The sequence below is a fragment of the Palleronia pelagia genome (assembly GCF_900110115.1).
Classification (GTDB): domain Bacteria; phylum Pseudomonadota; class Alphaproteobacteria; order Rhodobacterales; family Rhodobacteraceae; genus Palleronia; species Palleronia pelagia.
The window spans coordinates 328,199-340,721 of record NZ_FOCM01000001.1; the positions used below are offsets into that span (position 1 = coordinate 328,199).

The 12,523-nt window shown below is 67.9% G+C and carries 12 protein-coding genes and 1 riboswitch; of the genes, 6 read left to right on the top strand and 6 right to left on the bottom strand.

Annotation, left to right across the window (positions count from 1 at the left end; translation table 11 throughout):
* Positions 1 to 62 precede the first annotated feature (62 nt).
* Complete coding sequence (locus BMX96_RS01665) at positions 63 to 1,562, bottom strand: CRTAC1 family protein (RefSeq protein WP_091843562.1); 1,500 nt, start codon at positions 1,560 to 1,562, stop codon at positions 63 to 65.
* The gene (locus BMX96_RS01670; protein WP_330220625.1) at positions 1,550 to 2,758 is read right to left on the bottom strand and encodes an ROK family protein; all 1,209 of its coding nucleotides are present in this window, start codon (positions 2,756 to 2,758) and stop codon (positions 1,550 to 1,552) included. Before BMX96_RS01670 ends, BMX96_RS01665 begins: the two co-directional genes overlap by 13 nt.
* Before the next feature lie 308 nt (positions 2,759 to 3,066).
* Between BMX96_RS01670 and xylF the strand changes: the two genes are divergently transcribed.
* The 4 genes from xylF to BMX96_RS01690 all read left to right on the top strand — a co-directional run bounded on the left by xylF (position 3,067) and on the right by BMX96_RS01690 (position 7,646).
* Positions 3,067 to 4,104 carry a D-xylose ABC transporter substrate-binding protein gene (gene xylF / locus BMX96_RS01675; protein ID WP_091843567.1) on the top strand — a complete coding sequence of 346 codons (1,038 nt, stop codon included), beginning with the start codon at positions 3,067 to 3,069 and terminating at the stop codon, positions 4,102 to 4,104.
* A gap of 107 nt (positions 4,105 to 4,211) precedes the next feature.
* On the top strand, positions 4,212 to 5,519 hold the full coding sequence (locus BMX96_RS01680; protein WP_091843570.1) for a sugar ABC transporter permease: 1,308 nt from the start codon (positions 4,212 to 4,214) through the stop codon (positions 5,517 to 5,519).
* Positions 5,520 to 5,523: 4 nt separating this feature from the next.
* Entirely contained in the window at positions 5,524 to 6,306 is a 783-nt protein-coding gene (locus BMX96_RS01685; RefSeq protein WP_091843573.1) for an ATP-binding cassette domain-containing protein, read from the top strand.
* Between the two features lie 392 nt (positions 6,307 to 6,698).
* Positions 6,699 to 7,646: a metallophosphoesterase gene (locus BMX96_RS01690; protein ID WP_236736920.1), complete on the top strand. Its 948-nt coding sequence runs from the start codon at positions 6,699 to 6,701 to the stop codon at positions 7,644 to 7,646.
* Between the two features lie 139 nt (positions 7,647 to 7,785).
* Here the strand turns inward: BMX96_RS01690 and BMX96_RS01695 are convergent, their stop codons facing one another.
* The 4 genes from BMX96_RS01695 to BMX96_RS01705 form a co-directional block, all read right to left on the bottom strand.
* Positions 7,786 to 8,799, bottom strand: coding sequence for a TRAP transporter substrate-binding protein (locus BMX96_RS01695; RefSeq protein WP_091843578.1), 1,014 nt, complete (start codon positions 8,797 to 8,799; stop codon positions 7,786 to 7,788).
* A 169-nt stretch (positions 8,800 to 8,968) separates the two neighbouring features.
* A complete protein-coding gene (locus tag BMX96_RS19510; RefSeq protein ID WP_175481628.1) occupies positions 8,969 to 9,139 on the bottom strand; it encodes a hypothetical protein in 171 nt (56 codons plus the stop codon).
* Complete coding sequence (locus BMX96_RS01700; protein WP_091843581.1) at positions 9,136 to 10,269, bottom strand: YeeE/YedE family protein; 1,134 nt, start codon at positions 10,267 to 10,269, stop codon at positions 9,136 to 9,138. Before BMX96_RS01700 ends, BMX96_RS19510 begins: the two co-directional genes overlap by 4 nt.
* A gap of 12 nt (positions 10,270 to 10,281) precedes the next feature.
* Positions 10,282 to 11,220: a sulfurtransferase gene (locus BMX96_RS01705; protein ID WP_091843583.1), complete on the bottom strand. Its 939-nt coding sequence runs from the start codon at positions 11,218 to 11,220 to the stop codon at positions 10,282 to 10,284.
* 352 nt (positions 11,221 to 11,572) lie between these two features.
* Here BMX96_RS01705 and BMX96_RS19515 point away from each other — a divergent pair, with 352 nt between their 5' ends.
* Together BMX96_RS19515 and BMX96_RS01710 are read left to right on the top strand one after the other, a co-directional pair.
* Positions 11,573 to 11,749 (top strand): hypothetical protein, encoded by a 177-nt coding sequence (locus tag BMX96_RS19515; RefSeq protein WP_175481629.1) that lies wholly within the window; start codon positions 11,573 to 11,575, stop codon positions 11,747 to 11,749.
* On the top strand, positions 11,746 to 12,387 hold the full coding sequence (locus tag BMX96_RS01710) for an NAD(P)-dependent oxidoreductase (RefSeq protein WP_236736921.1): 642 nt from the start codon (positions 11,746 to 11,748) through the stop codon (positions 12,385 to 12,387). Before BMX96_RS19515 ends, BMX96_RS01710 begins: the two co-directional genes overlap by 4 nt.
* 44 nt (positions 12,388 to 12,431) lie before the next feature.
* A riboswitch (TPP riboswitch) is annotated at positions 12,432 to 12,520 on the top strand.
* The last annotated feature ends 3 nt before the right edge of the window (positions 12,521 to 12,523 follow it).

Genomic DNA, 12,523 nt, shown 5'->3' on the forward strand with positions numbered 1-12,523 from the left:
CCGGATTATCTGAAGAATTCCCGGATCTTCCGCACACTATCGCGGAGCGTGTGCGCCCGCTTTCACTCGCGCCGCAGGGTGATCGCGGTGTCCGCCGCGACCGGCTGCCAGTCGCCCACCGTGCCGTCGGGCCACGTGACGCGCAGTTCGGCAATGTCCGCGTCGCCCAGCCCGAAATGCACCGGCCCCGCCTGTCCCCCGGCATGGCCGCCGCCCACCGTCACCTCGCGCGATTGTGGTCCGGCGGCCCCGCGCAGGTCGATCCACGCGCCCACGGCATTGCGGTTCGGCCCCGGCTGCTCGAGCGTCACCGACAGCCGGTGACCGGAATCGGGGGTCGCGTTCTGCCAGATCTCGAGCGGCGCGCGGCGGTTCACCACCACCAGGTCCAGCCGCCCGTCGCCGTTCAGATCGGCAAGGCCGCCGCCGCGCGACCGGGCCACCGTGGCGACACCGGCATCGGCCGCGGCCTCGACGAAGGTGCCATCCGCGCCCTGCATCAGCAGGTTGTTGGGATCCTCCATCGCGAGGCCGGGCATCTGGTCGACATTGCCCTTGGCGATGAACAGGTCCAGCCGCCCGTCGTTGTCGACATCGCCGAACTCGGCGTGCCAGCCGGTCGAGGGGCGTCCGTCGTCCCCGGTATGCGGGCGCTGGGCGTAGGCGCCGATGGCGAAGGGGAAGGCGGTGAACCCGCCGCCGGTGTTCTCCATGATCATCTGGTCGCCCATGGAGGTCAGGACCACCTCGGGCCGCCCGTCGCCGGTGATGTCGCCGCTGGCGATGCCCATGCCCCACAGGCGCATGGTGTCCCAGCCCTCGGCCGCGCCCCATTCGCGCAGGGGCGACAGGCCCCACATCTGCTCGTACCCGTCGCTGAGGTAGTAATGGCGGTCGTTCGACACGCGCAGCAGCGGATCGCCCTCGCGCCGCCAGTCCGAGATCAGCATGGACAGCGGGCAGAAGGACGGCGCCAGCGGGATCGGCGCGCCATAGCGGTCCCCCTCGGGGCGGAGCAGGTAGCTTTCGTCGCAGGTGCCGAAGGGGCCGTCCGGGTCGTCGCGGTCCACGTAGTTGCCGATGGCAAGGGTGGGACGGTCCGCGCCGTCCTCCCACGTGGCGCTGAAGGCCGTGGTCCAGCGCGCGTCCTCGGGCAGGCCCATCGCGGCAGTGGCATCGGTGAAGCCGCAATCGCCATCGCCGCGCAGAAGGCGGTTCACGCCGTCACGCAGCACGAACAGGTCCATGTGCCCGTCGCCGTCCACGTCCAGCGGGTAGGCGCCGATGACGCCCGTTTCCTGCGCGGGACCCGCGCGGAAGGTGATGTCGCCGCCGGGGGTGGTTTCGTTCACCAGCAGGCTGGCGGGCGCCGCGCCACCGGCGGCGAAAAGGTCGGGCCGGCTATCGCCGTTGCAATCGAGGATGGCGACACCACCGCCGACGAAATGCGTCCAGCCGCCTTCGTAGAAATGGGGCGCGGGCAGGGCGCCCGACCGGTCTATGAAAGCGGGATCGGCATGGGCGGGCAGGGCGAAGAGCAGGGGCAGGATCAGGCGACGCATGAGGCCTCGTCCAATGCGCCGGGGGTGCCCAGCCGCTGGGCCGTCACGGTCGACAGGGCCAGCGCCGCGGCCCCGCGCGCCCAGATCAGGTCGCCCCACGCGTGGATCTGCACCCGCGGCGCGGGCCGGTCCACCTGGATCGCGGCGGCCGCCATGTCGCGCAGCACCTCGTCGGCGTAAAGGTAATCGTATTCCATCCGCTCACCCGACAGGATGATGAGCTCGGGGTCGAACAGGTTCACCACGTTGGCCAGCCCTACCGCCAGGTAGCGCCCGGCGCGGCGGAAGATCGAGCGGGCGGCGGTGTTGCCGGCCTTGGCGTGGTCGTAGAGCTCGGACAGCATCTCGCGCGGGCCCAGCAGGTCCTTGCCCGACCAGTCGAGCGCGGTCGACGCCTCGCGCACCAGGGCATAGTCGGCCACGTAAGCTTCCAGGCAGCCGCGCTGGCCGCAGCGGCAAAGCGCGCCGTCGAGCTGCACCTTGGTGTGGCCGAGCTCGGTCCCCAGACCCCGCCCGCCGCGATAGAGCCTGTTGTTCAGGACCAGCCCCATGCCGACGCCGTGCTCGATGGTGACCACGGCGAAGTTCGACACGTCGCGCCCGTCGCCGAACCACAGCTCGGCCAGGGTCATCAGGTTCGCGTCGTTGTCGATGATGACAGGGCAGCCCAGGTGGTCGGACAGCAGTTCGGTCAGCGGCAGGTTGGCGTCCGACAGCATCGACGACCACAGGGCCTGGCCCGTCTCGCCGTCGATGAAGCCCGGCATGCCCAGCCCCACGGCGGCCACCTGGTCGCGGGTGATGCTCGCCTGGCCCAGCAAGCCGTCCAGAAGCTGCGCGACGGTCGCCTTGACCTCGGCGCGCGACAGCGGCCGGACCGCGCCGGGCAGCGTCATGTCGGCCAGCGCCCCGCCCGCGAAATCGTAGAGCACGGCGGAATGCCCGGCCTCGGAGATCTTGATGCCCGCCACGGTGCCGGCCGCCGGATTGACGGCCAGCCCCACGGGCGGGCGGCCGCGCGTCGTCTCGCCGTCGCGCGGTGCGGTCTCGACCTCCTGCAGGTAGCCGGCGGCGATCAGGTCGGCGGCGGCCTGGGTGACCGATCCGGGGCTGACGCCGAGCATGCGCGCGATCTCGACCCGGCTGAGCGCGCCGCCCGCGCGGACCGATTCGAAGACCTGCTGGCGCAGCGGCACCGCCGAATCACCCGAATCCGCGCGGCTGATGCGCAGCGGTCCGCAGCCGCCATGCTGCGGTGCGGAAAGAGCGGCCGCCGTCACAATCGGCGCATTTCTTTCATTTGCCATAGATAAGGGCGCCCGTTTTGCCGCGGTGCACCGAGAGTTTCGGCGCTGCAGCGAAGAATATTGCTCCAGATTAGGCGACATGCGGTATCTCGCAACGTTTTTATTTTGACAGGTGAAATAAAGAACTCCATGGTCTTGCCACGCAAAGACCGACCCCGCCGTCACAAGGCAGGGGCGTATCCAAATGGGAGGAAAACATGCGTCTTTCGCTTCTGGCAGCCGCCGCGCTGTCCACGTCGCTCACCACCGTGGCCTTCGCGGCCGAGCACACGTCCGACATGACCGTCGGCGTCAGCTGGTCGAACTTCCAGGAAGAGCGCTGGAAAACCGACGAAGCCGCCATTATGGGCGCGCTCGAGGAAGCCGGGGCCGAATACGTGTCGGCCGATGCCCAGTCCTCGTCGGCCAAGCAGCTATCGGACGTCGAATCCCTGATCTCGCAGGGCGTCGACGCGCTGATCATCCTCGCCCAGGATACCCAGGCCATCATCCCCGCCGTGCAGGCCGCGGCCGATGCCGGTATCCCGGTCATCGCCTATGACCGCCTGATCGAGGACGATCGTGCCTTCTACCTGACCTTCGACAACATCGAGGTCGGCCGGATGCAGGCCCGTGCCGTGCTCGAGGCGCAGCCGACCGGCAACTACGTGATGATCAAGGGCTCGCCCACCGACCCGAACGCGGACTTCCTGCGTGGCGGCCAGCAGGAAGTCCTGCAGGACGCGATCGACGCCGGTGACATCACCATCGTCGGCGAAGCCTATACCGACGGCTGGCTGCCCGCCAACGCGCAGCGCAACATGGAGCAGATCCTGACCCAGCAGGGCAACGACGTCGACGCCGTGGTCGCGTCGAACGACGGCACCGCCGGTGGCGCCGTGGCCGCGCTGACCGCGCAGGGCCTGGACGGGATCCCGGTTTCCGGCCAGGACGCCGACTTCGCCGCGCTGAACCGCATCGCGCAGGGCACCCAGACCGTCAGCGTCTGGAAGGACAGCCGTGACCTGGGCGCCGCCGCGGGCCAGTACGCGCTGGAGCTGGCGTCGGGCACCGAGATGTCCGAGCTGGAAGGCGCGGAAGAGTGGACTTCGCCCGCGGGCACCACGCTCTGGGCCGAGTTCCTCGAGCCCGTGCCGGTCACCCAGGAGAACCTGTCGGTCGTCGTCGACGCCGGCTGGATCAGCCAGGAAGAGCTGTGCCAGGGCGTCTCGGACGGCCCCGCGCCCTGCAACTGATCGACACGTCCGGGCGGGCCACGGGGCCCGCCCGGCACCAGATCCGTCACGGCGGAGCCTGAGCGCGCCGTGACTTTCCCCTTTGCAAACATGGCAGGAGCGCGGACATGAGCGATTCCACCTCGGGGCAGGCGTCCTCCGCCGGACGCAGCGGCCCCAATCGAAGCTTCTTTTCACAGCTCGAGCTCGATCTGCGCCTTCTGGGCATGATCGGTGCCTTCCTGCTGATCTGCATCCTGTTCAACATCATGACCGGCGGGCAATTCCTGACGCCGCGCAACCTGTTCAACCTGACGATCCAGACCGTGTCGGTCGCGATCATGGCCACCGGGATGGTGTTCATCATCGTCACCCGCCATATCGATCTGGCCGTGGGCTCGCTCCTCGCGACCTGCTCGGCCGTGATGGCGATGATGCAGACGGCCTGGCTACCCGACATTCTGGGCATCCCGCTGGGCAGCCCGTGGCTGGCCATCCTCGCCATTATTTTCGGCATCCTTGTCGGCGGCATCATCGGCGGCTTTCAGGGCTACCTGGTGGGCTTTCTCGGCATCCCGGCCTTCATCGTGACCCTGGGCGGCCTGCTGGTGTGGCGCAACGTGGCCTGGTACCTGACCAACGGCCAGACCATCGGCCCGCTCAACGAGACCTTTCAGCTGTTTGGCGGGATCAACGGCACGCTGGGCGCGTCGTCGTCCTGGATCGTGGGCCTGATCGCGGCGGCCGCGGCGGTCCTGGCGCTGGTTTCAGGGCGCCGGTCCAAGCTGCGCCATGATTTCCCGGTGAAGCCGATCTGGGCCGAATTCGTGGTGGGCGGCATCTTCGTCGCCGCCATCCTGGGCTTCATCGCCATCCTGAACGCCTACGAGGTGCCGTCGCGCGTGCTGGAGCGTCAGTTCGAGGCGCGGGGCGAAACCGTGCCCGAGGGCTTCACCGCCTCCTACGGCCTGCCGATCTCGGTCCTGCTGCTGATCGCCGTCGCCATCGTGATGACGGTCGTCGCGCGCAAGACGCGGTTCGGACGCTACATTTTCGCCACCGGGGGCAACCCCGACGCGGCCGAGCTGTCTGGCATCAACACCCGTATGCTCACCGTGAAGGTCTTCGCGCTGATGGGCGTGCTGGTCGCCATCGCGGGCCTCGTCGCCTCGTCGCGCCTGACCTTTCATTCCAACGATATCGGCACGCTGGACGAGCTACGCGTGATCGCCGCCGCCGTCATCGGGGGCACCGCGCTCGCCGGCGGGGTCGGCACGATCTACGGCGCCATCCTCGGCGCGCTGATCATGCAGTCGCTGCAATCGGGCATGGCGATGGTGGGCGTGGACGCGCCCCTGCAGAACATCGTCGTCGGCAGCGTTCTGGTCGCCGCCGTCCTGATCGACATCATCTATCGCCGCCGCGTGGAGGGCTGAGACCATGGCCGAGACCAAGCAAAAGATCGATCGCAGCGGCACGCCGCTGGTCGCGATGAAGAACATCTCGATCGCCTTCGGCGGCGTGCAGGCCGTGGATGACGTCAGCATCGACGTCTACCCGGGCGAGGTGGTGGGCCTGCTGGGGCACAACGGCGCGGGCAAGTCCACGCTGATCAAGATCCTTGCCGGCGCCTACCGGATGGATTCGGGCGAGATCTGGATCAACGGCGAAAAGGCCGACATCCGCAGCCCGGCCGGCGCGCGCGACTACAACATCGAGACGATCTACCAGACGCTGGCCCTGGCCGATAACCTGGACGCCTCGGCCAACCTGTTCCTGGGGCGCGAGATCACCACGTCGCTGGGCCTTGTCGACGACAGCGCGATGGAGGCCGAGACGCGCAAGATCATGCACCGGCTGAACCCCAACTTCAAAAAGTTCAGCGTCCCGGTGTCGGCCCTGTCGGGCGGGCAGCGGCAGTCGGTGGCCATTGCCCGGGCGGTCTATTTCGACGCGAAGATCGTCATCATGGACGAGCCGACCGCCGCCTTGGGTGTGCACGAGACCGAGATGGTGGCCGAGATCATCAAGGAGCTGAAGGCCCAGGGCCTGGGCATCGTCCTGATCAGTCACGACACGCGCGAGATGATGGCCCTGTGCGACCGGGTGTCGGTGATGAAGAACGGCGCGCTGGTGGGCACCGAGCATGTCGAGGACGTCACCGAGGACGACATCCTGTCGATGATCATCCTGGGCAAGAACCCCAAGCGCGAAGCGGCGTAAGGGGGGCGGGTCGATCCCGGAGAGTCTCCGGCGAGCTACTTAGGCTGGTCGGCTGATACAGGATCGCACCCCTTGCCAGCGGGGTCGCACAGGCAGGCGCGCCAAGCCGGCGCAGACGGTTTTGATCGGCGGACGCCCCCGCAAAAGAGTGCGGGGGCAGCTTCCGGGTCCGGGATGGCGGCTTCTTCAGCAAGGCCCCCATCTATCGAATTCGACCTAAAGGCTTGTAATTTAGACCGCATTCGCCAAGCTCAGCGAGCTTCAGGGACCTAATAAACCCCCGCTGTCACACCATGGCGATGACACTTCGATCCGGGCGTCGATCGTCTGCGTGACTCGTGATAGGCGGTCACCTGGTCCGCCCATCCCCGAGCGAGAAGAGTCGCCGAACCATGCCCGAGCGTCGAATGTTCAGCCGCCGCCGCTTTCTCCAGGCCATCGGTCTCGGGGCGATATCCTCTGCCGCTTTGGGGTCATACGCGTTCGCCATCGAGCCGCTCTTGCGCCTGCAGACGACACGCCATGCCTTCACGCCCGCCGGCTGGACGCCCGGATTGAAGCTCAAGGTGGCGCTGGTTGCGGATATCCATGCCTGCAATCCGTGGATGAGCACCGATCGCATCGCGCGCATCGTCGAGCGGACCAATGCGCTCAAGCCCGACGTCATCCTTCTTCTCGGGGACTACTCGGCGGGCATCTCCTCGCGGTTCGTGACCTCCTACGTCCATTCGAGCGAATGGGCCCCGATCCTGGCGGGTCTCCAGGCGCCCCTCGGCAGGTATGCGATCCTAGGCAATCACGACTGGTGGGAGGACAAGACGGCCCAGCGGCGTGGGCATGGACCGACCTTCGGACAGCTCGCCCTCGAAAAGGCGGGACTGCCGGTCCTGCAGAACGAGGCGATCCGCCTGACACAGGGCAACCATCCGTTCTGGATCGCCGGGCTCGGCGACCAGCTCGCTCTCTTGCCGGGGCGCAAATACGGGCGGACGACATGGCGCGGCGTGCATGATGTCGGGGCGACCCTGCGCGCGGTCACCGATGACGCGCCCGTCATTCTCATGGCCCACGAACCCGACATCTTTCCGGACATCAAATCGGCCGAGCGTCCCGTCGCCCTGACGGTATCGGGACATACCCATGGCGGACAATTCCGGGTTTTCGGACATTCGCCGGTCGTGCCGTCCCGTTACGGCAATCGATACGCCTATGGACACGTCGTCGAGCCGCGCCCCGACGGAACACCGGCGGACCTTGTCGTCTCGGGGGGGCTGGGATGCTCCATCGCACCCGTCCGCTTCGGTGTCCCGCCCGAGATCGTGCTGCTCGAGCTGGGGTGAAGGGGCGGGGCCGGTGCGTGTCGAGCTTTCCCGCAAGATGCTTGCGGCAGGCGAAGATCGGGCCGTTCGAGATCATAGCGGATGAAAAAAGGGGCGCCCTCGGGGCGCCCCTTCGTTTTTCTCTCAGGTCAGGTGCGGATCACTCGGAGGTGCCGAGGCCGATCCGCTCCTGGAAGGCCTTGTGGCTTTCGACCAGGGCCTGGGTTTCGGGCGTCTTCTCGGCCCAGCTGTCCCACTGCTTCACGGCCGCCGCGCGGAAGGTGGCGCGGTCCTCGTCCGACCAGTCGTAGAGCGTCACGCCCTGCTTGGGCAGCTCGGTCGCGGCCTCGCCGTTGGCCACCAGCGTGTTCAGCATCAGCTTGAGCGAGATCTGGTCCATCGCGGTTTCCAAAATCGCCTTGTGCTGGTCGCTGAGCGTCTCCCACACGGCGGTCGAGCAGGCCAGGTGGTCCGCCGACATCGAGTGGAAGCCCGGATAGGTCGCGTGGCTGACCACGTCGTAGATCCCCAGGCCCACGTTGTTGGCCAGGGTCGAGGCGTCGGCCCCGTCGATGATGCCCGTCTCGAGCGCGGTGAAGATCTCGGTGAAGTCCATCACGATGGGCGAGGCGCCGAGCTCGGCGAAGATCTCGGTCTCCATGCCCGGGGGCGAACGGAACTTCCAGCCTTCCAGGTCGTACGGGCCTGCGATCGGGGTCGACGAGTTCATGGATTCCTGGCCGCCGGTATAGGCGCCGATGAAGTGCATCCCGTTCGCCTCGTACAGTTCCTGGATGGCGTCTTCGCCGCCGCCGTACTGGACCCATGCGAGGAATTGCAGCGGCGTGTCGTAGCCGCCCATGGGGTCGGACACGAACTGAAACGCCGGGTTCAGGCCGGTCTGGTAGCTGCCGTTCGTCATGTCGCAATCCAGGATGCCCTGGGCCGCGGCGGTGAAGGTCTCGGTCGTGGCGACCACGGGCGAGCTGTAGAACATCTCGATGGTCAGGTCGCCGCCCGACATCCGCTCCACGTTCTCGACGAATTCGCCGATGAGCTCACCCCAGACGGACTCGGCCGACTGGTGGGTCTGGATGCGCAGGTTGGTCTGGGCGCTGGCGGCACCGGCGGTCAAAAGCGCGGCGGCACAGGCCGTGACAAGCGTCTTTTTCATCTCTCTCTCCCTGTTGGCAATTTGGTATACCATTCTAGAAAATAGAGAGAGACGCTGCGACAGCAACCCCGCCCCGGCGGATTTAGCGATCACAAGCGGGCAATTTTTCGTCCACTTTGTTTAGGAAAGGCGGCTATCGCGGGCCCGGCCCGGCCCGCGAGGTGCGGTCTCAGTCCGAGGGCAGGGCCGCGCAATGGGCGCCTGACGCGGCCGCGCCGGACCCCAGCGCGATCAGCGGGGGCGCGCGATATATGTTGGGCGGCTCGCTTGCGGCGAGATCCCACGCCATGAAGGCGGTGAGCCCCAGAAGGGCGATCCCGGCGGTGACCCAGCGGCTCATTTCCGGCCCTCCAGACCCAGGACGGGCCGCAGCTTGATCCCGTAATACGTCCCGGCGAAGGCGCTTGCAAACCAGACCCAGCCATGCAGCGACCCGGTCGAGATCCCCGAGAAGAACGCGCCCACGTTGCAGCCGAAGGCCAGCCGCGAACTGTAGCCCAGCAGGAAGCCCGCCACGATGGTGGCGACCCAGGCGCGCGCGGGCAGGTCGGGCATGCCCGCCGACAGCCCGCCGCGCCACGCCGCCACAAGGAAGGCGCCCGCGATGATGCCGAGATTGGTCAGCGAGGTCACATCGGTGAGCGCCGAATTGTTGAGCCGGTCGATATTGCCGGGCGTGCCCCAGAAGGGCGATGCCGTCACGTCCGCGCCCAGTGCGGCGGCGCCCTTCGCGGCCCAGAGGCCCAGGCCGTAGACCACGCCCCAGGGCTGCCCCGCCACGGCGAAATTGGCCAGCGCCAGGGCGGCCAGCAGCACGGCGGCCACGATGTAGCGGCGCGGGATCGCCCGCTTGCCCGGCGCGCCGATGGCCAGCAGGAACACCGCGACCACGGCCAGCGCCACCAGCGTCAGGAGCGTGCCGGTCGTGCCTTCCAGCGCGATCACGGGGAGCGCGCCGAGATTCGTCCACCACAGCAGGTGGTAGGCGCCCGCGAAGCTGCCGATGGCGAAGAAGGGCAGCGCAACAAGGCTGACCGGGTTGCCGCTGCCCGCGTTGACCAGCGTGCCCGAGCCGCAGCCCATGACCAGCTGCATGCACAGCCCGAAGACGAAGGCGCCGGCGATCATGGCGAAACCCACCGGCGCGCGCGCGCCAAGCAGTTCGCCCCCGTTCGAGGCCAGGAGCGGGATGGCGAAGATCGCCACGATCCCGATGGACAGCAGGTGCGCCAGGACGCCGCCGGGATCGCGGTCGGTGATCATGCGGCGCCACGGGCCGGCAAAGCCGAAGCGATAGCCCTCCAGCACGATGCCGAAGCCCAGCCCGATCAGCAGCAGCAGGCCATAGCGCGCGCCAACGAACAGGGCGACGGCCAGCGAAACAGCCAAGGCCGCCCCGATCAGGGCGGCCTTTCCGAAGGTCGAGGCACCGGCGGGGGCCGCCGATGCGTTTGCGGTGGTGGTGGCCATGCTGACCCCTTCTTAGAAGACGTTCTTGATCTGGTTCCAAAGCGTCCGGATCGGGCCGGGCACGTTGGCCATGTCATAGCCCGCGTTGGACCAGCCGACCATGCTTTCGGGGAACAGCTTCACGTTGTCGATGCCCGCCAGCTCGCTCAGCGCGAACCAGTTGGTCGCCGCCCAGTGGCCGGTGTTGCAGAACGAGATCAGCTGGTCGGCCTCGCTGAAGCCCTGCTCGGCGGCCAGGCTCTGGGCCGCGCTCGCGTCGATGATGGCGGGGCCGTCCGAGAACCAGCCGGCATGTTCGAAATACTCGGACTGGGGCAGGGTGCCGGGGCGCGCCGCGGCCGGGTGCGACTGCTCGCCCGACCAGAAGCTTTCGGGGCGCGCGTCCAGAAGCAGCGCGTCGTCGTTGCCGTCCAGCACCGCCTGGACGTCCTCGGCGGTGGCGAGCCATTCGTCCGAGAAGGTCACTTCGATCTGGCTGGGCGAGACCTCGGGCGTGCCGGTGCCCAGCGACTTGCCGGTCTCGGTCCACGCGTTGATGCCGCCGTTGAGGATGGCGAGCTCGCTCACGCCGCTGGATTTCAGCGTCCAGTAGACCCGGGCCGCGGCGCCGAAATCGGTGATGCTGCCGCCCTGGTAGGTGATGACCGTGGGCCGGTCGGTGGTGGCGCCGATGTCGCGCAGGATCTCGGTCAGGCGATCCTCGGTGGGCAACTGGCCGGGGTTGTCGGACGGGCCGCGGAACAGGCCGTAGGGCGCGTTCACCGCGCCGTCCACGTGGCCGGCCTCGAAGGCGTCGCTGTCGCGGATGTCGACGATCAGCAGGTCGTCGACGTTCGACTGCGCTTGCTCCAGTCCGCCCGGGGTCAGCAGCGGGCCGAAGTCCTCCTGCGCCAGCGCGGGCGCGGCGGTGAGCGTGACGGCGAATGCCGCCGAGACGATCGCGTGTTTCATGGCAGGGCCTTTCGTGACGTGGCGTTCAATTCTGACCCTCATTTGGGCCATGGGACGGGGAAAACAACTGCATTAAGCGGCAAAATGCGGCCTGTGGGCGGAACGCTGTTTCGCGGCCTGCCTGGCTGCCGGAACAGATGTTTTCCGTCGTCGGTGATGGGCGGATAGGCTTGGACGGGCATCCGCCTGTCCGGCGCCCCTGGTTCTTATTTCACGCGGGCCGGCCCTGTCGCCAGGCGGGGACCGGATGCGACATTTCGCGCGCGGGCCGTCCGGACCCACGCGGCGCGACGGGATTTGAGACTGTGTGTTCACCCGGTCCGACAGGGCCGACCAGACGAGGAGCTTTGCCATGCCCAGCACGGATCGCGACACGGCCCGGCTCGACCGGCCCAGCGAAAGCATCGACAACAACCGCCTGCAACAGACACCCTGGAGCGTGACCGACCAACGCGGCGCGCTGTACCTGGGTCGGGACGGCGCGCAGCATCGCCGCTTTCACGGCCTGTTCGAGGACATGTTGAATTGAGTGTTCACCTGACAATCTTCGGCGCCACCTCGGGCATCGGCAAGATCGCCATGGAAACGGCGTTGGCCAAGGGGCACCGCGTGCGGGCCTTCGCCCGAAGTGCGGATGATCTGGCGGCCCGCGAAGGATTGGAGACCATGGACGGCGACGCGCTTGATTCCGGTGACGTGGGCGCGGCGCTCGAAGGGACGGACGCGGTGATCTATGCGCTGGGGATCAAGGAAAGCGTGTCGATGCTCTGGACCCCGGTGACGCTGTTCTCGGACAGCACGCGCCTCCTGCTGGACTGCATGGCCGAGCGGGGGCCGCGCCGCCTGGTCGCCGTCACCGGCTTCGGGGCCGGGCGGTCGCGCAAGGCCATGAGCGCGGTGGAACGGGCGGGTCACTGGGCGTTGCTGGGCCGACCGTACGCCGACAAGGACCGGCAGGAAGAGCTGATCCGTAACACCGCGATCGACTGGACCATCGTGCTGCCCGTCATCCTGACCAATGGCGGGGCCAGCGGCCGCTACCGCGTGCTGCGCGAACCGTCCGAGTGGCGCAACGGCCTGATCTCGCGGACCGACGTGGCCGACTACCTGGTCGAGGCGGCGACCTCGGATCTCGACATCCGCCGCGACGTGGTGCTGGCGCGCTGACACCGGCCGGGGTTGACGCCCGCACAACGCGGCACACAATACCAACCACACGCCAGGGGCGCCTTCGGGCTGAGATGTACCCTTCGAACCTGAACCGGGTCATGCCGGCGGAGGAAGGCGAGCGCCACTGGCGCCC